Raw genomic sequence first — 24,887 nt, forward strand, 5'->3', positions numbered from 1 at the left:
ATTTAGTGATGTTTTAGCTACGCTTCGCGGCTATTATAGCGGTGATCTCAATGTATTAATATGAATTAAAAGTGACATGACCCAAGAACAACTAAATGGTTTTCTACTAACTCGTAAACAATTTGATCTTAATGGTCATTGTGTTTTTGAGTTATGGGTGACATCAGAGACCGGCAGTCATCAACTTATTATCGAAAATGAAAAGGCGGTTTGTTTTGCTTATGAAGCCGAACAGGCGGCGATAATTACGTTGTGTAAGCAAAACCAATTAAACATAACGAATAAACCCCTAGAATTAAAAGCGTTTGATGATAAAAAAGTGTTTGGCTTATACGCAAATTCGTTAAAAGATTATCATAGGTTAAGAAAACTGGCACAAGAGTGCAGCATTGAATTATTAGAAGCCGATATTAAACCGATAGATCGTTTTTTAATGGAACGATTTATTCAGGGGGAATTGTGTTTTACCGGAGTTGCCCATCAAAAGCAGTTAAATGCCTCCTCACAAACAATTAACATTGTTAATCAAGCAAAAATAAAACAAGGCGAATATTCCCCTAAGTTATCGACATTGTCAGTAGATATAGAGTGTGATGAAAATGGTTACTTATACTCAATAGGTTGCAATGGTGTCGGTTTTCATAACGAAACGGTTGAGATTGTTTTATATAATGGATATCAAATTACAAAACCTGATCTGCTACCGGAATATACAATTTGGTTAGAAAGTGAATGGGAATTGTTATTAAAGTTTAATCAAATAGTAGCTGAGCTAGACCCTGATGCAATTATTGGTTGGAACTTTGTTAAATTTGATATCCGAGTGTTAGTGAATGCGGCGAAACGTAATGGAATTAAATTAAAGTTAGGGCGGGATGGCTCTGAATTAGAGTTTATTGATGGCAATCGAGACGGAGAGCAACGTTACCCTGATAAAGTTTATGTAGCTGGGCGAGTGATACTTGATGGGATTGAAGTAATGAAAAACGCTACCTATTCATTCCCTAGTTTTTCATTAAATAATGTAGCTAGTGAGATCCTTGGCGAAGAAAAGCTTATACAAGAAAGTGGCAATGATAAACTTGCTGAAATTAAACACTTGTACAAAAACGATCCCAGTTCACTAATAAAATACAATTTACAAGATTGCATATTAGTGTCAAAAATCTTTATTAAAGAAAAGCTCATTGAATTTGTGATCACGCGAACAAAATTAACGGGTGTTGAGTTAGATAGAGTCGGCGGTTCAGTGGCTGCGTTCACCAATTTATACTTACCCCATGCACATAGGAAGGGCTGGGTCGCTCCAAATCTAGTGGCAGTTAAAGATTATGTGAATAGTCCAGGTGGCTTTGTGATGGATTCAATACCTGGTATTCACAAGGAAATCTTGGTATTTGATTTCAAAAGTTTGTATCCAAGCATAATGCGCACATTTAATGTTGACCCTGTTGCTTTGTTAGAAGCTAAAACGATAGATAAAGACCAACGTATTCCAGGTTTTAGGGGCGGAGAATTTAGCCGAGGAAATGTCATATTATCGACGATACTTGATAAGTTATGGCAGGCTAGGGAACAGGCTAAGTCGGAACAAAATAAAGTATTGTCTAATGCTATCAAAATTATCATGAATAGTTTTTATGGTGTATTAGGGTCTTCAGGTTGCCGCTTCTACGATACTAAATTAGCCAGCTCAATTACCATGCGTGGCCATTGGGTATTACACCAATCTAAGTTATGGTTTGAGCAACAGGGTCTAACGGTTATCTATGGTGATACTGACTCCATATTTGTTAGCTTAGATAACTCTGAATTTCACTTTGAACATGCAGAACGTTTGGGTATAGAGCTAAACAATTGGTTTGATAATAAATTAAAGGATGAATTTAACTTAGAAAACAAAATGGAGTTAGAGTTTGAAACCCATTTTTCTCCGTTTTTTATGCCAACCATTAGAGGATCAGAGTCTGGTTCTAAAAAAAGATACGCTGGAATGAAACAACAGCTAGGTAAGGAACCTGAGTTAATATTTAAAGGTATGGAAACCGTTAGAAGTGACTGGACCGAATTAGCCAAAATGTTTCAAACTAATTTATTTAAACGTGTGTTTGCTGGATTAAATTGTGATGAATATATTTCAACTATATTGTCACAATTGAAACAAGGAGAACTGGATCACCTACTTATTTATAGAAAGAGGATAAGACAAAAGTTAGAAAGCTATGTCAAAACAACCCCTCCACACATTAAAGCAGCGAGACTCGCAAACTCTCAGAATAAAGAAAAATTGTATACAAAGGGCAGTTCAATTGAATATATTATTACAGTTAACGGCCCCCAAGTAATACTATCAAACATAATTCCAAATTATGAACATTATATTGAGAAGCAAATTTTCCCCATTGCCGAAGCTATATTGGCAAATTATTCTCCAAACTCGTTGAAAATATTTAACCAACAACTCATTTTATTTTAGTTTTTTGCCTTATACGGATGAAATTTGTACATTTGTAGGCGATATATTGATATGTATTAATGGTCATTCGCCTCATTTATTGGGCGTTCATCGTATAATTGTACTAAATTTAGTCATTTGCAGCGTAACTATGCTGCAAGTACAAATTTTGGCAATCTATTGAATTGACATTATTGAATATGTTTGGGGGACTCTGTGGCGATTATTCTTTGGCTACAGGTCAATGAATAAAGAGTATTTACTCTAAGTAAAGAATTTAATATACACATTGGTTGGGAACTATGTCTAAGATGAAATTAAATCTAGTAGCGTCAGCTCTTGTAGGTGCAATGGCATTTACTGGTTCTGCACTGGCTGCAGATCCACTAGAAAAAATTCACGCTGCAGAGCGTACAATTCATAAAGCTGCGGCCAAGTCGCAGGTTAAAATCGACACAATTCAAGAACAAACTCAAGATATCGTTATTGAATATCGTTCAGTTGTTGATGAAACTGAGATTCATAAAGTTTACAACGACCACGTTGCAAAACTAGTAGCAGCTCAAAATGATGAAATTTCATCACTTGAAGCTCAAATCGCAGAGATTGAAAATACTAAACGTAACGTAGTGCCACTAATGTACCGTATGATCGATATGTTAGAGCAATTCGTAAATGCCGACATTCCTATTAAATTAGAAAGACGTCAAGCTCGTGTTGCCAAATTACGTGCAATCATGATTGACCCTAATGTAAGTACTTCTGAAAAATATCGTCAAGTACTTGAAGCGTATGAAATTGAAAAAGACTATGGTTCAGCTGTTGAAGCTTGGCAGGCTACTGAAGTTTTTGATGGTCAAGAAATCAGCGCAGACTTCGTACACGTAGGACGTATTGCTCTAGTTGCACAGTCTAAAGATCTTAAGCATGCTTGGGTATGGAATAATACTACTCGTAGCTGGTCTAAATTAGGTGATGAATATCTTAAAGATATTACGCTAACTATCCGTATGGCACGTAAACAAGCGCCGTATGAATTAATTAAATTACCAATTTTTGCAGCGGAGTAAAAGCATGAAACAAGTATTAAATTCATTGGTTTTAGCTGCAGCTGTAGTAGCAACTAGCTTTAATGTTAGTGCTGCAGGTGAACTAGATAAACTTTTAGAACAAGTTAAAAAAGACCGTATCTCTGAAGGTCAACTTAATAAAAAACGTGAAAAAGAGTTCTTGGCAGCCAAAGCTGACAAACAAGCTTTATTAAATAAAGCTCAAAAAGAACTAAAAGACGAAAAAGCTCGTGGCGATCGTTTACAAAAGCAATATGCTCAAAACGAAATCACTTTAGCAACAAAAGCAACTGAACTTAAAAATGCCCAAGGTACTTTAGGTGAAATGTTTGGTGTTGTACGTCGTGCAGCAAGTAACACAATCGGTTCAATTACTGCTTCAAATATCTCAGGTCAACCTGGATATGGCGATCGTTCTGCTTTATTAGCAGAGTTAGCTGAAGCTAAAAAATTACCAACAACTAAAGAGTTAGAAGACCTTTGGATTGCATTGCAAACTGAAATGACAGAATCTGCTAAAGTTGCAGTATTTGACGCTGAAGTTGCACAGTTATCTGGTGGTTCTGTAACTAAAACGATTACTCGTGTTGGTTCTTTCAACTTAGTAGCTCCTGATGAATACTTGATTTATAACTCAAATGTTCAACGTATACAGCCTTTAGGTAAAGCGGCAGATAGCCACTACGTATCTTCAGCAAACGCATTACAAAATGCTAAAGCTGGTGAAATCGTTCCTTTTTATGTTGACCCTTCACGTGGCGGTATCTTACGTCTGAACACGCAAAGAGCGACATTAGAAGACCGTTATCACCAAGGTGGTACTCCAGGTTACGTTATTACAGCTGTATTGTTCTTAGGTTTCTTCATTGCTGCTATTAGCTTATTCATTACCTTAACTGAAGGTAGTAAAATGAAAGCTCAGCTTAAAGATACTAACAATCCTTCTGAAGGTAATGCGTTAGGTCGTATCTTGAAAATCTATCAAGAGAATAAAGGTTCTGACGTTGAAAACTTAGAGCTTAAATTAGACGAAGCTATTTTACGTGAAACTCCGCGTATTGAACGTGGTATCAACACTATCAAGATTTTAGCTGCTGTAGCACCTCTACTAGGTCTACTAGGTACGGTTATTGGTATGATTGAAACGTTCCAACAAATTACATTGTTCGGTACGGGTGACCCTAAACTAATGGCTGGTTCAATCTCAATGGCATTGGTTACAACAGCAATGGGTATCATCGCTGCACTACCTCTAATCTTTGTACATAGCATCGTTGCTGCAAGAGCTAAGAGCATCGTTCATGTTCTTGACGAGCAAAGTGCTGGTATCATCGCTGCACATGCTGAGAAGGAGAAAGCGTAATGTTATACCTGATAGGCCTATGGGAATCTGTCAGGGATTTTATTGCGACTGGCGGCTTCGTATTATACTTCGTAGCTGCTGCTCTTCTTATTATGTGGGCATTAATGATCGAGCGTTGGTATTTCCTTACATTGGAATATCCAAAACTTCGTGACTCAATTATTTCAAATTGGGACGCTCGATTAGATACCACATCGTGGAGTGCACATAGAATCCGTGATGCTTGGGTTTCTGAGGCATCCGAAAAACTAAATGCAAGAATGTTAATTATTAAAACTCTTGTTGCTATGTGTCCGTTAATCGGACTATTAGGTACGGTTACAGGTATGATTACTGTATTCGATACAATGGCAACACAAGGTACTGGTAACCCACGTTTGATGGCTGCAGGTATCTCGATGGCAACAATCCCTACAATGGCAGGAATGGTTGCGGCTTTGTCTGGAATATTTTTCAGCACAAGGTTAGAAACAAGAGTTAAAGTGGCAAAAGAAAAGCTAGTTGATAGCTTGCCACATCATTAGGAGATTGAACTATGGCACGTAAACAACGTTTCCGTGAAGATGATGACGCAGCAATTGATATGACACCGATGCTAGACATCGTGTTTATCATGCTTATATTCTTCATTGTTACTACCTCGTTTGTAAAAGAAGCAGGTATTGACGTATTAAAACCTAAAGCAGCTCAAGCAAGTTCAAAACCTTCTGCCAATATCTTTATTGCTATTAGACCAAACGGAGTAATCTGGATGGATAAAGCTGAAGTAGATATTGAAAGGGTTGGGGCTCGTTTAGAAAGTATGCTGGCTGAACAACCAACTGATATCGTAATTATTCAAGCTGACAAAGAAGCAAAACATGGCGTCGTTGTTGAAGTTATGGATGCTATCAAAGCTGCTGGAATAGAGAAGATCTCAATCGCAGCGGAGAAAAAGTAGTATGGGGAGATTTATTGCATCAATTATACTTGGTGTAGTAGTCACTTTCGGCTTATTTGTCTTTATGGCATTTCTTATTTCGAGTGGATCTAGTCCCGACGATAAAGAAATGGAAAAGATTGTAGTTGAAATTAATACTACTCCACCAGAGGGTAAGACGCAGCAGCGTAACCGTGTGCCGCCGCCGCCGCCGCCGCCGCCTAAGCAGCCACCTAAACCTGCTCAGCCTGAACCAGAACAGCAAATTGCTGATAATGGTGGGTTTAACTTTAACATGCCATCTGTTGATGTAGGTACTGCATCTGCTGGCTTGAATGGACCTGGTGCCTTAATACGTGACGGTGATGCAACACCTATCGTTCGTATTGAACCTAAGTTCCCTAGCAAAGCAGCTCGTGACGGTATTGAAGGTTGGGTTCAACTTACTTTCGAAATAAACGAAATTGGTGGAGTTGAAAACGTAGACGTAATCAATTCTGAGCCTAAGCGTGTATTTGACCGTGAAGCTAAAAAAGCTTTACGTAAATGGAAGTACAAACCAAAAATGGTTGATGGTAAGGCTCAGCGTCAGACAGGCTTAACTGTTCAATTAGACTTTAAACTGGGGAATTAATAGATATGAAAAATGTTCTTAATTTATTCCTTTGTGTTGTTATCACAGCTGGTGTCACTCTTGCTCCTATAGCGGAAGCAAAAGTACCAGCTGATAAACAGGAAGAGTTGAAAAAACGACAGAAAGCTCGTGGCGGTAAAGCACTAAGTCCTCGTGCAGGTAAAAAAGTTCAAAAAGCTTTTGAGCTTTATCAAGAAGATAAAGTAAATGAAGCTTTAGAAATATTGTTAGAAATGTCTCCTAAAGATGATTTCGATAAAGCGAACGTAGACCGTTATATTGGTTCTATGTACGCTGGCATCGATGGTAAGGGTGAAGAAGCAATTGTTAGATTAAAATCAGCAATTGAATCTGATGAGTTACCATTTAGAGATCATTCAGAAATTCTTAACAATGTTGCTGCATTATCAATGCAAGCTCAAAATTATGAAGATGCGATTAAATACTATAAAGAGTATATAAACTTTTCTTTAGATGAGAATGAAAAAGTTTATGTAGGCATTGCAAATGCTTATTACGAACTTAAGCAATATGATAATGTTTTTGAGCCTGCTAAAAAGGCAATAGCTTTACAAGAAAAACCTAATCAAAACCCTTATATTTTAATCATGGCTTCGTACTATGAGCAGAAAAAATATAAAGAAACGACTAAGGCTGTTGAAGTTCTTGTTAAAACATTCCCTGAAGAAAGTAAATGGTGGGTTCAATTAGCTAACTTCTATGCATTAATAGAAGATTACGATAGAGCGTTATCTACTTTTGAAGTTGCTTACAGAAATGGTTATTTGACTAAAGATTCAGAAATGAAACGTTTAGCTCAATTATATGCCAATAATGGTATTCCGTATAAAGCAGCGGTTATACAAGAGAAGTACATCAATAGCGGCTTGATCAAGAAAGACGATAAAGCATTGTCTATCATGGCAAGTACTTTTCAAAATGCTAAAGAGTTTAAGAAAGCAGCTACCTATTATGGTGAAGCGGCTAAGTTATCTAACGACGGAGATCTTTTCCGTAAGCAAGGTAACAATCTTATGATCATTGAACAATACGAAGCGGCACTAGACGCATTTGATAAAGCTTCTAAAGCTGGATTCAAACGTGAAGGTATGTTGCAAGTATTAATTGGTGAAGCTAATTTCTACTTAGAAAACTGGCAAGCCTCTTATGATGCATTTAAAGAAGCTAAGAAAGATAAAAATACAGCTAAAACTGCAGCTAGTTGGCAGAGTTTTGTAAAAGAAACGGCTGGCCGTAAAGGTTTAGTTCTTAACTAGGTTTCTATCTTTTAAAAAGAACCGACTTATGTCGGTTTTTTTTTGCCTGTAAATCACTGTTTAATTATTTTAGTAATTCACTTTATACAGTCAAATATGGCTATAAAATGAAAAAAGGAGATAAACAAGCAGATACAAAAAAGCCGGCGGATGCCGGCTTTTAGAATTATCGAATTAGTTATTTACTGCGTAAACCTTCATTCAAATGAGGTCTAATCGTTTTAAGAATAGCGCCTAGTACTTTAGGTGTCGCTACAACGATGTTTCCACTTTTATCAAAGTTATCACCACCTTCAAAATCAGAGATAACCGCACCGGCTTCTTTAGCGATTAACTGGCCAGCAGCTGTATCCCAAGGCTTAAGTCCCATTTCCCAAAAACCTTCCATACGACCAGCAGCAATATATGCTAAGTCTAATGCGGCTGAACCTGCACGACGCATATCTGAAACTTGTAGGAATAAATCTGAGAAAATTGCTAAGTAAGCAGTAGTTTGATGTTTTTGTTTAAATGGAAAGCCTGTTGCTAAAAGCGTACCAGATAAATCTTTAGCTTTAGAAACACGAATTCGTTTGCCATCTAACTGTGCACCAGCACCACGAGATGCAGTGAACAATTCACCACGAATCGGATCAAATATGACGGCTTGTTCTAATTTACCATTAACTTTTAATGCTATTGAAACTGCAAAGTGAGGTATCCCTTTGATAAAGTTTGTGGTGCCATCTAATGGGTCAATGATCCATTGATATTTGCTATCACCTTCAGTTATACCGCTTTCTTCTGCGACAAAAGAGTGATCTGGGAATGAGGTTTTAATAGTAGAGATGATTGCTTCTTCTGCTTCCCTATCAACATTAGTTACAAAATCATTTGTACCTTTTAATTCAGCTTGTACTAAATCTAATTGCTCATATGCACGAGCAATAATTTTTCCAGCGTTACGAGCAGCACGAACTGCGATGTTTAACATCGGTTGCATAAATCAATCACCTATTTTTAGAAAGAACGTAATGTGTTACACGCAACATAAATACATCGATGTTACATACGTACCATCAACTGAAGTGTGAACAAATTACTAAAGAACATTTTTTAATCAGCGCGCATTGTAGAGATTTCTGGCTAGAAGTAAATAGGGGAGCGCTTAAAAAGAATTAAGTTAGAAGATTTCGGTTTGATACATGCCAGATTCAATAAACTTTTTAGAGCGTTCAGAGATTTCGGAGAATTTAATCATTCTAGGACCGGTAGGCTCTGCAAGCGTGTAATCTAGCCCATCAATTTGCAGTTTATAATCAGTACTCAAGTGTGAAACATTAAGCCCAATAAGGGCATGTTCAGGCACATATATGATGGCAACTCTAAGTCTTGGGTACATCGCTTTTAAAATACTCGCCATCAATGTGACTTTACTATCACAATCGCCTTTATTGTTTGATATAAGTTTGATCGGAGGTGAAAAGCCTGAACCGTTAGACTGCGTGCGAGATTCTAGAGTGCTGTAAGGAATCGTTTGTAACCACGATAGTAAAAATATAGCCGTCCTTCTGGCATTCGCTCGGGGAAATATTTTTTTAGTTTTTTTATCATTGGCGCTAAAGAGTCCGCACTTTCTTTAGCAAACCTAACATGATCTGGTTTATAGGATAAAGTTGATGAATTACCTCTATAACCTATTGGTTGGAATTCTATATAGTATTCCTGATGTAAATAATCTTTTAGTGATGAGTCATAGACATTCTTGAGTGTGACTGATTGCTGTTCCATCCATTCACGGCTAGTACTTTTAAACTCAAATTCTACTCCCTGGTAACTAGGTTTGATCTTTACACTACCTTTTCTGGGATCTAGTTGAGAAGCTGCTTGTTTTAACTTTTTGACTGAGTACATTTGTAATCTTGAAGGCGTTAACGATTTAAAATGTCTGAAGTCGCTGTTTATGGCTTTAGTATTTAATTCAAAGTCCAAATAATATGGCCTTACGTTACTATTTTGCCATTTATACTCAAATTTTGTTTTGTCTCCAACTTGGGTTTTGTTGAAATATAGTTGCTCTGAGAAAACGTTTGGGCTGACTAAGTTAATCAATAATAGGAAAAACGATAATACTAATTTATTCAACACTTTCAGCTTCCTATTATTCATGGCATGTCTAAATATAGCGGCTGGAATTTATAAACCTCTAATTTTATTAAGCCCAGTTTCACTTTAACTTACATGAATTGCAATATAGCTTGTGGCTTATTTTAGTTTGCATAGAGAGTTGTCAAAACATGACTGGTGTAATTCATTTGTGCAATCGTTATTATAGTGGGGGATTAATACTGATGGTCTTGATTCATTCCCCCAATTTTCATTACAAATTTGCACTAATGTGCATGAGCAATCGATAATAATTCCAACGCATTAGCTTTAGTCGTGGCAGATATCGTATCTCCCCCTAACAATCTAGCTAGTTCATCTATCCTGCCAGTTTGATTTAAGGCTTCCATACTGGTTTGAGTCATACCTGAGTGTGTTTGTTTATTAACAAATTGTTGTTGGTGACCATAACATGCCACTTGAGGTAAATGTGTAACACAAATAACTTGAGTGTTATTGCTCAACTCTCGCATTAATTTACCAACAGCTGACGCCGTAGGACCTGATACACCCACATCAACTTCATCAAATAGAAGGGTAGGTGTCGTAACCTTTTGGGCTGTGATGACTTGAATTGCTAGGCTCATGCGACTTAGTTCTCCACCAGATGCCACTTTTAATAGAGGCTGTAAGGGTTGACCTGGATTGGCACTGACTAAAAATTCAATTTTGTCAGAACCAAATTGTGTGAAAGTTTCCGGATCAGATTTTATCTCTATTTCAAAAACGGCATCCGCCATATTCAACTGTTGCATACTAGCTGTGATTTTTTGATTAAGTTGTTTTGCAAATTTTAACCGGCAATTAGTTAATTCAATGGCCAATTCTTTATAACTGTTTTTGGCTAGTTCAATCTCACTTTCTAATTCGATAAGTCTATTATCCGAATTGGTCAGTTTATTTAACTCATCCGTTAGTTCTTCCAATTTTTCAATCAGTTGTTCTGGAAATACTTGGTGTTTGCGACTTAATTCAACGTAAAGGTTTAAACGTTGCTCAACTTCAATTAAACGCGCAGGGTTAAGTTCTAAATCGTCAATGTAGTTTCTAAGTTCACTAGTGCCTTCATCCAGCTGAATTAATGCTGAATCTAATAACTCAATAGTTGGTGTTAACCTCGAGTCTAAGTTTGAGGACTTATGTAGTAAAGAAAGGGCTGATTGTAATGCGGAATAAGCGTTGCCATTTTCGTTTTCATGCAATATGTCCAGAGCATGTTGGCCATCGCCTTGTAATGAATTAGCATGATGTAAACGTTTATGCTCTTGTTCTATCTCTTGGTATTCACCTTCTATTAATTCAGCATTGTTTAACTCATCTACCTGATATTGTAATAGTTGTTTTTGAGCACTAAATTCAGCTTGTTTTTCAGTTAATTGTTTATATTCTGAGGTTTTGGATTGCAAATCAAGGTAGTTCGCTTTTAACTTATTTAAAAGAGTTTGATTGCCTGCGTATTGGTCTAACATAAAACGTTGATGTTCAGGTTTTGTCAGTAATTGGTGTGCGTGCTGACCATGAATACTTACTAATAAACTACCAATGCCTTTTAGCTGAGAGGCTGGAACTTGGCTACCATTAATATACGCTTTAGAGCGGCCTTCTTTTGAAATAACACGGCGCAGGATACACTCATCATCATTAAATAATTCATGTTCTTTTAACCAGTTTTGTGCAGAGGTTAAATTGGTAATATCAAACACAGCAATCACTTCGGCTTTATCTGTATTAGCTCTAACCATAGATGCTTCACTACGTTCGCCTAAAGCTTGTGCTAAAGCGTCAATCGCAATGGATTTCCCAGCGCCAGTTTCACCGGTAATGGTCGTCATTTGATTATGCCAATTCACTTCTAATTGGCTAACGATTGCAAAATTTTTAATGGCTAAAGAAAGTAACATATAGACACATCACAAAGATAATTAACTGTTGTAATATACAGTAGTTTAAATATTTTGGTATGTCTATATAAAATTAATTTAACTCTTAGTGTTACTAATAATTCTGTTTACCCCAGTGTAACTTTTTTCTAAGTACACTGTAATAATCGTGATTGGTAGGATGAACTAAACGAAGACCTAAATGATGTTTTTTAATAATAATTTCATCGCCGGGTTTTACTGACAACATAATGTGGCTGTCGCAGCTTATTTGCAGTAAGGAATCTTTAGCTTTTGAAACAATGATTTTAACTTCACTGTTGGCGTCAACCACTAATGGGCGGCTCGTTAATGTATGTGGAAACATTGGGACTAGTGCAATGGCGTTTAGATTTGGGTGAACAATAGGACCACCACCAGACAACGAATATGCTGTTGAGCCTGTAGGCGTGCAAACTATCAAACCATCTGAGCGTTGATGGAAAACAAATGACCCATCAATAAATGCCTCAAATTCGATCATGTGAGCAACTTTGTCAGCGTGCAGTACTACTTCGTTCATTGCTCGGTTACTGGCTTTTAACTCACCATCTCTATAAACCGATACATCTAATAAAAAACGTAATTCAGTTTTATATTTTCCATCGAGGACTTCGGTCAGAGACGTTTCATAATCGTCAGGGCTAAGATCAGTTAAAAAACCGAGATTCCCTCTATTCACTCCGATAACAGCCACGTCATGTTTACTTAATGTTCTGGCGGCGCCAAGCATATTACCGTCACCACCAACAACGATCGCTAAATCACATAGTTTGCCTAGCTCTAATAAATTCATAACAGGACAGCCGGTATCATTTATATAACTAGCAACGTTTTCCTCAACAACTATGTTGTGACCTTTACTTTTTAAGAAGTTATATAAGCCAACAACTGTCTCCATAGTGGCATCATGATTTGCTTTGCCAATTAATCCAATTGTTTTGAAGTGTTGAGCCATTGTATTTTACCTAAACGCCCTAATAGATGTATCTATATGCTAGAAATTGATTATCTAGTTGGGTTATAGCGTTTTTTCGACTGAATTAGAAGACTGACAAAACATTGAATCAAAAAAATATTACAAATACACGCTGCGAAATAATACTTAATTTAGTTATTAAAAATTATTTAAAATGTGGCAGCCCAATATCTTCTAAGGCTATTTCATCTTTAGATGAAATTTCAGCCAGTTCCGCGACCATCAGAAATGAAATGGTGGCCTTGGAAAAACAAGGACTTATTTTTTCGCCGCACACAAGTGCAGGTCGAATTCCGTCACGTGAAGGTTTACGACATTACGTCGATCACTTACTGGCGAACATTCAATGTAAACCCAACATGTTGCAAAAATTGTCTAGCAGTTTAGGTTATTCCTCAAATCCTGAGATAATTTGTGCTAAAGCCAGTAAGTTATTAGCAGACATGACGCGATTAACTGGTTTAGTAGTAATGCCGCAGAGTAATGATGTGGTAATACGTCAGCTGGAATTAGTGAGGTTAGCTGATCGGCGTCTACTATGCGTATTAATAGATGAACATGATCAAGTGCAAAATCGTGTTGTTGAATTAGCACAACCTGTGTCAGAGCCTGTTTTACAACAGACGGTTCAGTTGCTTAATATTGCTTTAGCCGGTTTTACTATGGCGGAAGGGGCAGAGCGTTTACCTTATTTAATAAAACAAATGGACGTCGCTGTTTTTGAGTTAGTGAAACAAACGTTATTCGGAGACACATTAGTAGCGAATGAACTATTGGTTTACTCTTCTGGTGAGACGCGTTTATTAAATAATGAAATTTCAAACGACACAGACACCTTACGTAAATTACTTAAATCGTTTGAAGATGTGTCGGCGTTAAACGGAATATTTACACAAAGTAAAAATAATAATGGTGTTTCAGTGTTTATCGGTGAAGAGATCGGTGTTGAGCTTTTTCCAATTGCAGTGTTGTTGTTAAGCCGTTATTCAAAGATAATAGGGTTGTTGGTTATATTTCAGTGGTCGGTTCAATAAGGATGGATTATGCGTCAGTTATATCTGCAGTAGACGTTACTGCGAATATTCTGTCATCAGCCTTGAATCGAGAATTTCAATCCCCATAATATGCCACAACACATTTTTCCTATAGTTAGAGTGGTTTGGAGTCTATAACCCCATGTCTGATCAAGATCAAAACAACGAACAATTAGAAAATGAACAACAAGACGCTGAAGTTGTTAACAATGAAGCAGAAGTTCAATCTGAAGAAATCGACGCAATAGCTCACATTGCACAGCTACAAGCTGAGTTAGCGGAAGCGAAAGCAACCATTGAAGGCCAAAAAGACTCTGTGATCAGAGCTGCTGCTGATAACGACAATATCCGTCGTCGAGCTGCAATTGATGTTGAAAAAGCTCACAAATTTGCATTAGAAAAATTCGCGAATGAGTTATTGCCTGTCATCGACAATTTAGAGCGAGCCGTCGAATTTTCTGACAAAGAAAATGAAGCATTAAAGCCGTTAATCGAAGGTATCGAGTTAACGCAGAAGTCATTTATTGACGCTGTTGCTAAGTTTGGTGTTGAGTTAGTTAACCCTCAAGGTGAAAAGTTTAATGCAGAGTTCCATCAAGCTATGTCAATGCAACCTAGCGAAGATGTTGAACCTAATACAGTAATAGCTGTAATGCAAAAAGGCTTTACCTTAAATGGTCGTTTACTTAGACCGGCTATGGTTATGGTTTCTAAAGCACCTTAGTATTTATAATATATTATCCATTTCTGAATAATATATTTGAAAATTAACATTAAAAACCCGCTATTGGCGGGTTTTTTATTATTTGGATTGCGGTAACATCCGTTAATCAAATTGGTAATGAATACCACTAAATAGATAGAAACGAGATAAACAATGACAAACGTGGGAATATTTGGCGCAAACGGCCGTATGGGACGTAATTTAATAGAAGCGGTAGTCGCAGATGAAACGGCAACATTATCAGCTTGTTCGGTTAGAGAGTCTTCGCCATTTGATAAAATGGATGCAGGATTGATAGCTGGTATTGGCGCAACGAATATTTATGCAAGTTCTGAATTAGAAAGTTTGGCGCCTTTAACCAATGTTTGGATTGATTTCACTTTACCAGAGGCGTTAAGTGCCAATATTGATTTCTGTGTTAAACATAAGTTAAACATGGTGATAGGGGTTACTGGTTTACCTGAAACCTTATTAGAAAAAATGAAAGATGCATCTCAGCATATTGCTATTGTATTTGCGGCTAACTTTTCTACCGGTGTTAATTTGTTATATAAGTTGCTAGAAGTCACATCAAAAACCATAGGTGATGACTGTGATATCGAAATAATAGAAGGTCACCATAGATACAAAAAAGATGCACCATCGGGAACTGCAATGGCGTTGGGGCAAGTGATCGCCGATACGTTAGATCGTGATTTAAACAAAGTTGCCGTGTACGGAAGAGAAGGCGATACCGGTGAACGAGACCGAGAAACCATAGGTTTTGCCACGGTAAGAGCTGGAGATATAGTTGGTGATCATACGGTTTTGTTTGCAGATATAGGTGAACGCATCGAAATAACACATAAGGCAACTAGCAGATTAACGTTTGCCAAAGGTGCAGTAAGGGCTGCAAACTGGTTGAGTGACAAACAAAATGGCCTGTTTGATATGCAAGATGTACTTAGTTTAAAAGAACTTAATATATAAAATAACGGCCTAATGCATTTTTTTACTTAAATGGACTGTTTTTATAATTTATGTATTTTTTCCTAGCCTAATGATGATCTCTTAGCTACAATAATCGAAATTTGCCTAACGCAAATGCTGTTGCTCATTTGTCAGATGAAAAAACAGGTTTGTATGGCTAAGATTAACCGGTTGCAGATAAAAACGTAAAATCTGCATATCATTGCTAGGAGGTTATCTTGACTCAACCCGCGCTATTGGTTCTAGAAGATGGAACTATATTCCGAGGTACCGCAATTGGTGCTGAAGGTATGTCAGTTGGCGAAGTAGTTTTTAATACTTCAATGACAGGCTATCAGGAAATTATTACTGACCCATCTTACGCAGAACAAATCATAACTTTAACCTATCCACATATTGGTAACTACGGTACTAATTCTGAAGACGAAGAAAACGATAAAATTTGGGCCAAAGGCCTAGTTATTCGTGACTTACCTTTAGTAGCTAGTAACTTTCGTAGTGAACAAGATTTAAGTACTTACTTAAAAAATAACAATGTTGTTGGCATCGCAGATATTGATACTCGCAAATTAACTCGTATTCTACGTGACAAAGGTGCGCAGAACGGTTGTATCATTGCGTTAGGTGAAATTGATGAGGCCAAAGCGTTAGAAGCTGCTAAACAATTCCCTGGTATTAAAGGAATGGATTTAGCGAAAGTAGTTAGTTGCACAAAACCATATCAATGGACAATGGGCAGCTGGCAATTAGGTCAAGGTTATTCAGAACTAGCAGAAGAACGTTTTCATGTTGTTGCTTATGACTTCGGTGTTAAACGCAATATTTTACGTATGTTAGTTGATCGTGGGTGTCGACTAACTGTTGTACCTGCACAAACATCAGCGGAAGAAGTACTAGCACTTAATCCTGATGGCATATTCTTATCTAATGGACCTGGCGATCCAGAGCCATGTACATATGCAGTTGATGCAATCAAATCATTTTTAGACACAGACATTCCAGTTTTTGGTATTTGTTTAGGTCATCAATTACTGGCTATTGCAAGTGGTGCAAAAACTGAAAAAATGAAATTTGGTCATCATGGTGGTAACCACCCAGTTCAAGATTTAGCAACCAAAAAAGTAATGATTACTGCTCAAAATCATGGTTTTGCGGCTCAAGAGAGTTCATTGCCTGATAATTTAGTTGCGACTCATAAATCTTTGTTCGACGGTACATTACAAGGTATTCATCGCACAGATAAACCAGCATTTAGTTTCCAAGGTCACCCTGAAGCGAGTCCTGGTCCACATGACGCAGCGCCTTTGTTTGATCATTTCATCGAACTAATGACTGAGCGTAAATAATACTAATACAGATTTAAGAGAAGAATTCCTATGCCAAAACGTTCCGACATAAAAAGCATTCTGTTATTAGGTGCTGGTCCAATAGTTATCGGTCAAGCTTGTGAGTTTGACTATTCAGGCGCTCAAGCTTGTAAAGCATTACGCGAAGAAGGTTATCGAGTTATTCTAGTTAACTCTAACCCAGCGACAATAATGACAGATCCAGAGATGGCCGATGCAACGTACATCGAACCAATTCACTGGGAAGTAGTAGAAAAAATAATTGAAAAAGAACGCCCAGACGCGGTTTTACCTACCATGGGTGGTCAAACGGCCCTTAACTGTGCATTAGACTTAGAAAAACACGGCGTGCTTGCAAAGTATGGTGTGGAAATGATTGGTGCATCGGCGGATGCCATCGATAAAGCGGAAAACAGAGAACGTTTCGACAAAGCGATGAAGGCCATAAATCTTGAATGTCCTCGTGCAGAAACTGCTCAATCTATGGATGAAGCTAAAGACGTACTTAGTCGAATCGGTTTTCCATGTATTATTCGTCCTTCGTTTACTATGGGCGGAAGCGGTGGCGGTATTGCTTACAATAAAGAAGAGTTCGAAGAAATTTGTACACGTGGTCTAGATTTATCTACCACGAATGAAATTCTGATTGATGAATCACTTATCGGTTGGAAAGAATATGAGATGGAAGTGGTTCGTGATAAAAACGACAACTGCATCATTATTTGTTCTATCGAAAACTTCGATGCAATGGGGGTACATACGGGTGACTCAATCACTGTAGCGCCTGCACAAACATTATCTGATAAAGAATATCAAATAATGCGTAATGCCTCTATTGCGGTATTGCGTGAAATTGGTGTTGAGACGGGTGGTTCTAACGTACAGTTTGGTGTTAATCCAGTAGATGGCCGTATGGTGATCATCGAGATGAACCCACGTGTATCTCGTTCATCGGCGTTGGCCTCAAAAGCGACAGGTTTCCCAATTGCAAAAATCGCAGCTAAGTTAGCTGTAGGTTATACACTAGATGAGTTAAGTAATGACATTACAGGTGGCTCAACGCCAGCGTCGTTTGAACCGACCATCGATTATGTTGTAACTAAGTTACCACGCTTCAACTTTGAAAAATTTGCTGGTTCTGACGATCGTTTAACAACACAGATGAAATCTGTGGGTGAAGTGATGGCGATTGGTCGTAACCAACAAGAATCATTACAAAAAGCCTTGCGTGGACTAGAAGTTGGCGTATCAGGTTTCGACCCGATTATTGACCTTGAATCTGAAGGCGCACACGACAAGATCATTCATGAACTTAAAGAGCCAGGTTCTGACCGTATTTGGTATATTGCCGATGCATTCCGTAGTGGCATGGATTTAGACGCTATCTTTAAATTAACGAATGTAGACCCTTGGTTCTTAGTTCAAATTGAAGACATAATTAAATCTGAATCTGAAGTAGTAAAACGTGGTTTTGCTGGTTTAGATAAAGGTTTCTTACGTACATTAAAACGTAAAGGTTTTGCTGATGCTCGTATCGCTGATTTATTAGCAGTAAGTGAATCTGAAGTTCGTAAAAAACGTCAAACGTTTAAAATTCATCCGGTTTACAAACGTGTTGATACATGTGCTGCAGAGTTTAGTTCTGATACTGCTTACATGTATTCAAGTTACGATGAAGAGTGTGAATCGAACCCGTCTGACAAAGATAAGATCATGGTTATCGGTGGCGGTCCAAACCGTATCGGCCAAGGTATTGAGTTTGATTACTGTTGTGTTCACGCATCGCTTGCACTGCGTGAAGATGGTTATGAAACCATCATGGTTAACTGTAATCCTGAAACGGTATCTACAGACTACGATACATCTGATCGTTTGTATTTCGAATCAATCACGCTTGAAGATGTATTAGAAATAGTTCGTATTGAAAAGCCTGTTGGCGTAATTGTTCAATATGGTGGCCAAACGCCACTTAAGTTAGCTCGTGCATTAGAAGCGAACGGTGTTCCAATCATTGGTACATCTCCAGATGCAATTGACCGTGCTGAAGACCGTGAACGTTTTCAACAAATGGTTGAGCGTTTAGGTTTATTACAACCAGAAAATGCAACAGTGACTTCTACTGAGCAAGCTATTCTGAAAAGTGCTGATATAGGTTTTCCGCTAGTTGTTCGTCCATCTTACGTACTAGGTGGTAGAGCAATGGAGATTGTATATGATGAAGCTGACTTGCGTCGTTATATGACAGATGCCGTATCAGTATCAAATGATTCTCCAGTATTACTTGATCACTTTTTAGATAACGCAATCGAAGTAGATGTTGATGCAATATGTGATGGAACTGATGTTCTCATTGGCGGCATCATGGAACATATTGAACAAGCGGGTGTTCACTCAGGTGACTCGGCATGTTCATTACCTGCATATTCATTGCCTCAAGAAATTCAAGATGTGATGCGCAAACAAGTGCGTGACATGGCATTAGAGCTTGGTGTAATTGGTTTAATGAATACCCAGTTTGCTGTTAAAGAAAACAAAGTGTATTTAATTGAAGTTAACCCTCGTGCTGCTCGTACTGTTCCATTTGTATCAAAAGCAACCGCGGTTCCACTTGCAAAAGTAGCGGCTCGTGTGATGGCTGGTAAGAGTTTAGCTGAGCAAGGAATAACGAAAGAAGTGATACCTCCTTACTTCTCAGTTAAAGAAGTGGTTATGCCATTTAACAAATTCCTTGGTGTTGACCCTATTCTTGGTCCTGAAATGCGCTCAACTGGTGAAGTTATGGGTGTTGGTAATACGTTTGAAGAAGCGTTTGCAAAAGCTGAGCTAGGTGCAGGTATTGAAATCGCTCGAGGCGGTCGTGCATTAATTTCAGTTCGCGACTCAGATAAAGTTCGCGTGATTGGCTTAGCTCAAAAACTAATTGAAGCTGGGTTTGAATTAGATGCAACACGTGGTTGTCATAAAGTACTTGAAGAAGCTGGCATTGAATGTCGTAAAGTAAACAAGGTATTTGAAGGGCGTCCACATATACTTGACCGAATTAAAAATGGTGAGTACAACTACATAGTTAATACGGTTGAAGGTCGTCAAGCGATTGAAGATTCAAAAGTATTGCGTCGTGGTGCATTACGTTATAAAGCGAACTACACAACAACATTAAATGCAGCATTTGCAACTTGTTTAGCAAATTCAGCGGATGATCGTGGTAGTGTAGAGTCATTACAAAACTTACATAAGAGAATTCAGTAATATGAGTACTCAAGTTCCGATGACAGTTCATGGTGCAGAAGCTCTGCGCCTTGAATTGATAGAGTTAAAAACAGTTCGCCGTCCAAAAATTGTTGCCGATATAGCATCGGCGCGTGAACATGGCGATCTAAAAGAAAATGCTGAATATCATGCTGCGCGTGAACAACAAGGATTTTGCGAAGGACGAATTCAAGAAATTGAAGCGAAACTATCTAATGTTCAGATCATTGATGTCACCAAAATGCCTAATACAGGCAAAGTCATCTTTGGTACGACAGTGACCATCTTAAACTGTGAAACGGAAGAAGAAATTAAGTATCACATCGTTGGTCAAGATGAAGCGGATATAAAAGCTGGCAAGATCTCTATAGGATCACCAATTGCCCGAGGCTTAATTGGTAAAAGTGTCGATGATGTTGCTAAGATTCAAACACCTTCAGGTATGGTTGAATACGAAATAGTAGAAGTTGAGTATATTTAATAACCTACTTAATTCTAAGCATTAAAAAACCGTCATTAGACGGTTTTTTTATTTTAGTAAGGTCAACTTCTATTTAATTTGTCCATGACGTTTACTATGTCGCTGACCCCTGAATTAATATCTGAAATGTTATCACTTAGTTTTTTAACTAATTCAGTACCTGCATTTACTTGTTCAATACTGGTTTGCATAGTTTTAGCAGCCTTTTGCGATAACTCAATATTTTGTTTAATAACATCGGCTATTTCAGTTGTTGATAAACTCGTTCTTGCTGCGAGTCCCCTAACTTCGTCGGCAACCACTGCAAATCCTCGACCTTGCTCACCGGCTCTTGCTGCTTCTATTGCTGCATTGAGTGCTAATAAATTTGTTTGTTCTGCAATTGAGCTAATGGTGTTTACTATATTGTTGATTTGATCTGATTGAGTATTTAATGCATCAAGATTTTGAGATGCAAAAGTAATATCGGCTGATAACGAATCCATAATATTAATAGTGTCATTAACCACCTCAGAGCCAAGTTGTGCCGCTTTATCGGCATCTAACGAAGTTGCAAAAACTACTTTTCGAGCATTCATCGCAGCATTTACACGTGTTGAAACATCAGTTGCAAATTTAATGACCTTAATTAATTCCCCCTTGATGTTAAAAATAGGATTGTAACTGGCTTCTAACCAAATAGTTTCACCGTTACTACTTACTCTTTTAAATTGACCCGATACAAATTGACCACGGTTAAGTGTTTCCCAAAATTGACGATATTCATTCGACTTTGCGTAATCGATCTCACAAAACATCCTGTGGTGTTTGCCTAATATTTGTTCTAAATTGTATCCAGTTGAATCAAGAAAGTTGTTATTTGCTGCCAAAACTTCCCCAGCCAAGTTGAACTCTATGATTGCCATAGAGCGTGCAATTGCATCAACCATATTTTTTTGTTCTTGTGCTTTTTCAATGGACTCTGTGATGTTAGAAGCAAACTTAATGATCTTTACTAGATTACGATCTTTATCGAAGACTGGATTATAACTAGCTTCTAACCATACTATTTCATTGTTTGCAGTTATCCGTTCATATTGGCCTTTTATATATTCACCATTATTTAGGTGCTGCCAAAATTGTTTGTATTCTTCACTTTTAGTCAAGCTAGTTTGACAAAACATCTTATGGTGATGGCCAATGATGTCCTCGAGTTTATAATTCATCAGTGTCAGAAAATTTTCGTTGGCATGAATTATCTCGCCAGAGGGAGTAAACTCTATGACCGCCATAGAGCGGTTGATAGCATCAAGTTTAGAAGTTAGCTGGGTTATTTGACTTCTCATTTCGTTTAGTTCGATCGAATGATCAGTTGTACCTTGAACGGGTTGAACATATATTTTTTCCCTACCTATATGATGATATTTAACATTGTAATATTGAAAGCGGTTTAACGATCTAAAATAAAGATAGACTATTAATTGTATTTAGATATTTATCCCATATATAAAAGCTAAAATAAGTCGGGGCAGAAACATGAGTAATATAGTTGATATAACATTAGAAAATTTTCAACAGGTTTTGTTAGAGAAGTCTAAACAAACATTGGTGATGGTTCAGTTTTGGGCAGATTGGTGTGAGTCATGTAAACAACTTAGTCCAAGTTTAGTTTCAGTAGCTGCTAAATATCCAAATGATCTTATTTTTGCCCGCGTTAATTGTGACGAACAACAGCAAATAGCAATGCAATTTGGTGTGAAAAGCCTACCGACAGTAGCCATAATGAAAGATGGACAACCCATCGATGGTTTTGCAGGGATTCAGCCAGAGTCGGAAATTTTAGCTTTATTACAAAAACACTTACCAAAAGAACAAGATGCCTGGTACGCAAGTGCCGTCGAGTTTGCGCAACAAAACAATTGGCTAGATGCCTATCCGTTATTTAAAAAAGCCTTTGAAGCAGAACAATCACGAATGGAGTTTCTGTTCGGGTTTACTAATGCGAGTATTGAATTAGGGAAATTAGAAGACGCTCAAACATTATTAGACAGTGTATTGATAGTGAACCAAGACTCTACTTATAATCAATTAATCGCTAAATTAGACTTAGCCTCGAATGCGGCGGATTCACCTGAGATTGTAAAATTACAAGCTGAACTTGCTAATGAACCTGAGTCTTTTCAACTGAAACAGCAATTAGCATTGGCCTTCAGTCAAGTGAATAGAAATGAAGAAGCATTAGACTTGTTATATGAAATATTAAAATCTGACATGAGTTTTGGTGAAGCGAAAAAATATTATTTAGATATCGTCTCTAATTTAGCCAGTGGTGACGAACTCGCCAGTAAGTATCGTCGTAAACTATATACCTTAATGTATTAATACCATCCTTATTAAATAAGCAAAAAAAGATTGGTTAACCTAACCAATCTTTCATTCTTCCATATTGATAAAAGAATCGCTGACCTGTCCGTCTAAACTGGGCAAAAGGTAAACTGGGCAGAGCGGATATTAAAGGGGAGTCAACATCTTTCTCTTGAATGAGTTCAGACAATAACTTGCCTGCGTATGCACTAAAAGAAACGCCCGAACCACAATATCCGGTAGCATAAAAAATATCATCGTCAGTCTTATGTATATGTGGCATTTGGTCAAAAGCGACCGATATCCAACCAATCCAATTGTAATCTATCGTTATAGTACTAAGTTCTGGAAAGCAGGATTTTAATTCAGATAATAACCTATTAGCGTATTTAGGTTTAGTCGCGTCTTTTCCTGAAATGGCACCTCGTCCGCCAAATAAAATTCGATTATCAGGTAATAAGCGGTAATAGTATTTTAATTCTCGAGTATCCATCATCACTTGGTGAGTGTTAAAGTTTGAGCGTTTTAACTCATCAGCTGTTAATGGCCGAGTGACAATGACATTGGTTAACACTGGTAAAATTTTGTTTTTTATTGGGGTATTTAAACCTTTAGGTGTGTATCCGTTCGTAGCTATCACTAATTTATCAGCCAACACAGATCCAAATTCCGTGTTTACTGAATGCTGTTGACCGCTTTTGGTTATCTGGTTAACTGGGCTTTGATTATAAATAGTTACCCCTAGAGAAGTCGCATACTCAGCATAACTATTAACTAACTTAAGTGGGTTAATGCCAAAACCATTATTGTAACGAATAGCCCCAAATACATTTTTATGATCGACATAATCATGACAGAAATCATACTTTGAAATGATCTCTACATCATAGTTAAACTCTTGGTGAAGGTAATTTGCCGACTCCTTTAACTTTTCAAACCAATTTTTACTGTGGGCTAGTTTTAAATAACCAAGTTCAGTTTTATCAATATTGGCTTTGGTCTTTATAGCTAAGGTGTCGACTAATTCAATAGCAGACATGAAATCATCATGTAATTTGTGGGTAGGCGCTAGTCCAAAGCGGTCAACAAGTTGTTTATAACCAAGTCGACCAGAACCTGGTAAAACAAAACCTGCGTTTCTACCACTACAACCCCAACCAATTTCGTTAGCTTCAACGACAACAATATTAGTAACGCCTTGTTGCGCTAAATGAATAGCGCAACTTAAACCAGTATATCCCGCACCAACAATAACAACATTAGCGTTAACATCACTATTTAGGGGAGCATAATTGATTGGCGATGTAGTAGAGCTCCAATACGACTCTGGAAAACCTTGTTGGTTGTTAAGTTGCTTATTCGTTAATGGATCATACATGGCTGCGATTACTCTTTATCAAATTCCAACATCATTTCAGATGCATTACAAAAACAATCTTCACCGCAAATTATGCACACATAATCTTGTAAAGCTTCATCTTCATGCCAGCGTCTTGGGTGGGTTTTTATTAACACTCCACCGGCTTTAGTAAAGTACTTAAATGATGCATTTCCAGGACTTTGCATCCAAATGTGACTTAACCCTGCTTTTGCACCCATTTGTTTTAAAGTGGTCATGGACTCAGACAGTAATTTTCCGCCCAACCCTTTTCCCTGAAAATCAGGATGGATAGTATTGCATTTAAAATAGGCGACATTCTCTGTCGCTATTGGCCAAAGCTCAGGAGTGCACCAACGGTCAAGTTGCCAATTATTAGGGGCGTAAGTGATACGAAAGCCAACTAACATGTCACCATGATACAAAACAAAGCTGGAGTTTAATCTATCCTTTATTCCCTTAAGGTGCATAGCGGCTAATGTATCTGGAAATAAATAACCGTCGCCGTGGACTAAATTCCCTAAGTTAATAACATCAGTAAAGTGCTCTTCACTTAAATTGTAGAGTTGAAATTGTGTTTTCATATTCAAATTCTTAATAGA

Annotated in this window: 22 protein-coding genes; 14 read left to right on the forward strand and 8 right to left on the reverse strand. The window is 37.6% G+C overall.

Annotated elements, in window-relative coordinates; all coding sequences use genetic code 11:
• Positions 1-76 precede the first annotated feature (76 nt).
• The 7 genes from RT723_RS14440 to RT723_RS14470 all read left to right on the forward strand — a co-directional run bounded on the left by RT723_RS14440 (position 77) and on the right by RT723_RS14470 (position 7,718).
• On the forward strand, positions 77-2,476 hold the full coding sequence (locus tag RT723_RS14440) for a DNA polymerase II (protein WP_315947775.1): 2,400 nt from the start codon (positions 77-79) through the stop codon (positions 2,474-2,476).
• A gap of 281 nt (positions 2,477-2,757) precedes the next feature.
• Positions 2,758-3,525: a DUF3450 domain-containing protein gene (locus RT723_RS14445; protein ID WP_216054616.1), complete on the forward strand. Its 768-nt coding sequence runs from the start codon at positions 2,758-2,760 to the stop codon at positions 3,523-3,525.
• Between the two features lie 4 nt (positions 3,526-3,529).
• Positions 3,530-4,888 carry a MotA/TolQ/ExbB proton channel family protein gene (locus tag RT723_RS14450; protein ID WP_216054617.1) on the forward strand — a complete coding sequence of 453 codons (1,359 nt, stop codon included), beginning with the start codon at positions 3,530-3,532 and terminating at the stop codon, positions 4,886-4,888.
• Positions 4,888-5,412, forward strand: coding sequence for a MotA/TolQ/ExbB proton channel family protein (locus RT723_RS14455; RefSeq protein WP_216054618.1), 525 nt, complete (start codon positions 4,888-4,890; stop codon positions 5,410-5,412). The genes RT723_RS14450 and RT723_RS14455 overlap by 1 nt, the downstream gene beginning before the upstream one ends.
• 11 nt (positions 5,413-5,423) lie before the next feature.
• A complete protein-coding gene (locus RT723_RS14460; protein WP_216054619.1) occupies positions 5,424-5,828 on the forward strand; it encodes an ExbD/TolR family protein in 405 nt (134 codons plus the stop codon).
• A 1-nt stretch (position 5,829) separates the two neighbouring features.
• Positions 5,830-6,441: an energy transducer TonB gene (locus RT723_RS14465; protein ID WP_216054620.1), complete on the forward strand. Its 612-nt coding sequence runs from the start codon at positions 5,830-5,832 to the stop codon at positions 6,439-6,441.
• A 5-nt stretch (positions 6,442-6,446) separates the two neighbouring features.
• A complete protein-coding gene (locus RT723_RS14470; RefSeq protein WP_315947777.1) occupies positions 6,447-7,718 on the forward strand; it encodes a tetratricopeptide repeat protein in 1,272 nt (423 codons plus the stop codon).
• Positions 7,719-7,896: 178 nt separating this feature from the next.
• Here the strand turns inward: RT723_RS14470 and suhB are convergent, their stop codons facing one another.
• From suhB to nadK, 5 genes are all read right to left on the reverse strand, one after another.
• Positions 7,897-8,700: an inositol-1-monophosphatase gene (gene suhB / locus RT723_RS14475; protein WP_216054622.1), complete on the reverse strand. Its 804-nt coding sequence runs from the start codon at positions 8,698-8,700 to the stop codon at positions 7,897-7,899.
• A 180-nt stretch (positions 8,701-8,880) separates the two neighbouring features.
• On the reverse strand, positions 8,881-9,120 hold the full coding sequence (locus tag RT723_RS14480) for a hypothetical protein (RefSeq protein WP_315947781.1): 240 nt from the start codon (positions 9,118-9,120) through the stop codon (positions 8,881-8,883).
• Between the two features lie 92 nt (positions 9,121-9,212).
• The gene (locus RT723_RS14485) at positions 9,213-9,845 is read right to left on the reverse strand and encodes a hypothetical protein (RefSeq protein ID WP_315947782.1); all 633 of its coding nucleotides are present in this window, start codon (positions 9,843-9,845) and stop codon (positions 9,213-9,215) included.
• A 245-nt stretch (positions 9,846-10,090) separates the two neighbouring features.
• Complete coding sequence (recN, locus tag RT723_RS14490) at positions 10,091-11,764, reverse strand: DNA repair protein RecN (RefSeq protein WP_315947784.1); 1,674 nt, start codon at positions 11,762-11,764, stop codon at positions 10,091-10,093.
• 94 nt (positions 11,765-11,858) lie between these two features.
• Complete coding sequence (gene nadK, locus RT723_RS14495) at positions 11,859-12,740, reverse strand: NAD(+) kinase (RefSeq protein ID WP_315947785.1); 882 nt, start codon at positions 12,738-12,740, stop codon at positions 11,859-11,861.
• Between the two features lie 104 nt (positions 12,741-12,844).
• Here nadK and hrcA point away from each other — a divergent pair, with 104 nt between their 5' ends.
• The 6 genes from hrcA to greA all read left to right on the forward strand — a co-directional run bounded on the left by hrcA (position 12,845) and on the right by greA (position 20,564).
• Positions 12,845-13,795, forward strand: coding sequence for a heat-inducible transcriptional repressor HrcA (gene hrcA, locus RT723_RS14500; RefSeq protein WP_315947787.1), 951 nt, complete (start codon positions 12,845-12,847; stop codon positions 13,793-13,795).
• Positions 13,796-13,937: 142 nt separating this feature from the next.
• Positions 13,938-14,519: a nucleotide exchange factor GrpE gene (grpE, locus tag RT723_RS14505; protein ID WP_216054627.1), complete on the forward strand. Its 582-nt coding sequence runs from the start codon at positions 13,938-13,940 to the stop codon at positions 14,517-14,519.
• 153 nt (positions 14,520-14,672) lie between these two features.
• Entirely contained in the window at positions 14,673-15,488 is an 816-nt protein-coding gene (gene dapB / locus RT723_RS14510; protein ID WP_315947789.1) for a 4-hydroxy-tetrahydrodipicolinate reductase, read from the forward strand.
• Positions 15,489-15,706: 218 nt separating this feature from the next.
• A complete protein-coding gene (carA, locus tag RT723_RS14515) occupies positions 15,707-16,834 on the forward strand; it encodes a glutamine-hydrolyzing carbamoyl-phosphate synthase small subunit (protein ID WP_315947790.1) in 1,128 nt (375 codons plus the stop codon).
• Between the two features lie 30 nt (positions 16,835-16,864).
• Positions 16,865-20,083 (forward strand): carbamoyl-phosphate synthase large subunit, encoded by a 3,219-nt coding sequence (carB, locus tag RT723_RS14520; RefSeq protein WP_315947792.1) that lies wholly within the window; start codon positions 16,865-16,867, stop codon positions 20,081-20,083.
• A 1-nt stretch (position 20,084) separates the two neighbouring features.
• Positions 20,085-20,564 carry a transcription elongation factor GreA gene (gene greA, locus RT723_RS14525; protein ID WP_216054631.1) on the forward strand — a complete coding sequence of 160 codons (480 nt, stop codon included), beginning with the start codon at positions 20,085-20,087 and terminating at the stop codon, positions 20,562-20,564.
• 62 nt (positions 20,565-20,626) lie between these two features.
• Here greA and RT723_RS14530 read toward each other — a convergent pair whose 3' ends face one another.
• A complete protein-coding gene (locus tag RT723_RS14530) occupies positions 20,627-21,889 on the reverse strand; it encodes a methyl-accepting chemotaxis protein (RefSeq protein ID WP_315947793.1) in 1,263 nt (420 codons plus the stop codon).
• 172 nt (positions 21,890-22,061) lie between these two features.
• On the opposite strand from RT723_RS14530, the gene RT723_RS14535 reads away from it, so the two are divergent.
• Positions 22,062-22,925, forward strand: a complete 864-nt coding sequence (locus RT723_RS14535; RefSeq protein WP_315948541.1) for a tetratricopeptide repeat protein — start codon at positions 22,062-22,064, stop codon at positions 22,923-22,925.
• A gap of 34 nt (positions 22,926-22,959) precedes the next feature.
• Here RT723_RS14535 and RT723_RS14540 read toward each other — a convergent pair whose 3' ends face one another.
• Both RT723_RS14540 and RT723_RS14545 read right to left on the reverse strand, forming a co-directional pair.
• On the reverse strand, positions 22,960-24,285 hold the full coding sequence (locus RT723_RS14540) for an NAD(P)/FAD-dependent oxidoreductase (RefSeq protein WP_315947794.1): 1,326 nt from the start codon (positions 24,283-24,285) through the stop codon (positions 22,960-22,962).
• A gap of 8 nt (positions 24,286-24,293) precedes the next feature.
• The gene (locus RT723_RS14545; RefSeq protein WP_315947796.1) at positions 24,294-24,869 is read right to left on the reverse strand and encodes a GNAT family N-acetyltransferase; all 576 of its coding nucleotides are present in this window, start codon (positions 24,867-24,869) and stop codon (positions 24,294-24,296) included.
• Positions 24,870-24,887 lie beyond the last annotated feature (18 nt).

Source organism: Psychrosphaera aquimarina (assembly GCF_032461525.1).
In the GTDB taxonomy this organism is placed as follows: Bacteria; Pseudomonadota; Gammaproteobacteria; order Enterobacterales; family Alteromonadaceae; genus Psychrosphaera; species Psychrosphaera aquimarina.

Excerpts from the sequence above, each read along its gene's own strand:
- RT723_RS14450 (WP_216054617.1), top strand. The coding sequence starts at position 3,530 with ATGAAACAAGTATTAAATTCATTGGTTTTAGCTGCAGCTGTAGTAGCA.
- RT723_RS14445 (WP_216054616.1), top strand. The coding sequence starts at position 2,758 with ATGTCTAAGATGAAATTAAATCTAGTAGCGTCAGCTCTTGTAGGTGCA.
- greA (WP_216054631.1), top strand. The coding sequence starts at position 20,085 with ATGAGTACTCAAGTTCCGATGACAGTTCATGGTGCAGAAGCTCTGCGC.
- RT723_RS14530 (WP_315947793.1), bottom strand. The coding sequence starts at position 21,889 with ATGAGAAGTCAAATAACCCAGCTAACTTCTAAACTTGATGCTATCAAC.
- recN (WP_315947784.1), bottom strand. The coding sequence starts at position 11,764 with ATGTTACTTTCTTTAGCCATTAAAAATTTTGCAATCGTTAGCCAATTA.
- grpE (WP_216054627.1), top strand. The coding sequence starts at position 13,938 with ATGTCTGATCAAGATCAAAACAACGAACAATTAGAAAATGAACAACAA.
- RT723_RS14465 (WP_216054620.1), top strand. The coding sequence starts at position 5,830 with ATGGGGAGATTTATTGCATCAATTATACTTGGTGTAGTAGTCACTTTC.
- suhB (WP_216054622.1), bottom strand. The coding sequence starts at position 8,700 with ATGCAACCGATGTTAAACATCGCAGTTCGTGCTGCTCGTAACGCTGGA.
- carB (WP_315947792.1), top strand. The coding sequence starts at position 16,865 with ATGCCAAAACGTTCCGACATAAAAAGCATTCTGTTATTAGGTGCTGGT.
- RT723_RS14470 (WP_315947777.1), top strand. The coding sequence starts at position 6,447 with ATGAAAAATGTTCTTAATTTATTCCTTTGTGTTGTTATCACAGCTGGT.
- RT723_RS14540 (WP_315947794.1), bottom strand. The coding sequence starts at position 24,285 with ATGTATGATCCATTAACGAATAAGCAACTTAACAACCAACAAGGTTTT.
- nadK (WP_315947785.1), bottom strand. The coding sequence starts at position 12,740 with ATGGCTCAACACTTCAAAACAATTGGATTAATTGGCAAAGCAAATCAT.
- RT723_RS14460 (WP_216054619.1), top strand. The coding sequence starts at position 5,424 with ATGGCACGTAAACAACGTTTCCGTGAAGATGATGACGCAGCAATTGAT.
- RT723_RS14480 (WP_315947781.1), bottom strand. The coding sequence starts at position 9,120 with ATGGCGAGTATTTTAAAAGCGATGTACCCAAGACTTAGAGTTGCCATC.
- dapB (WP_315947789.1), top strand. The coding sequence starts at position 14,673 with ATGACAAACGTGGGAATATTTGGCGCAAACGGCCGTATGGGACGTAAT.
- RT723_RS14545 (WP_315947796.1), bottom strand. The coding sequence starts at position 24,869 with ATGAAAACACAATTTCAACTCTACAATTTAAGTGAAGAGCACTTTACT.
- RT723_RS14440 (WP_315947775.1), top strand. The coding sequence starts at position 77 with ATGACCCAAGAACAACTAAATGGTTTTCTACTAACTCGTAAACAATTT.
- RT723_RS14455 (WP_216054618.1), top strand. The coding sequence starts at position 4,888 with ATGTTATACCTGATAGGCCTATGGGAATCTGTCAGGGATTTTATTGCG.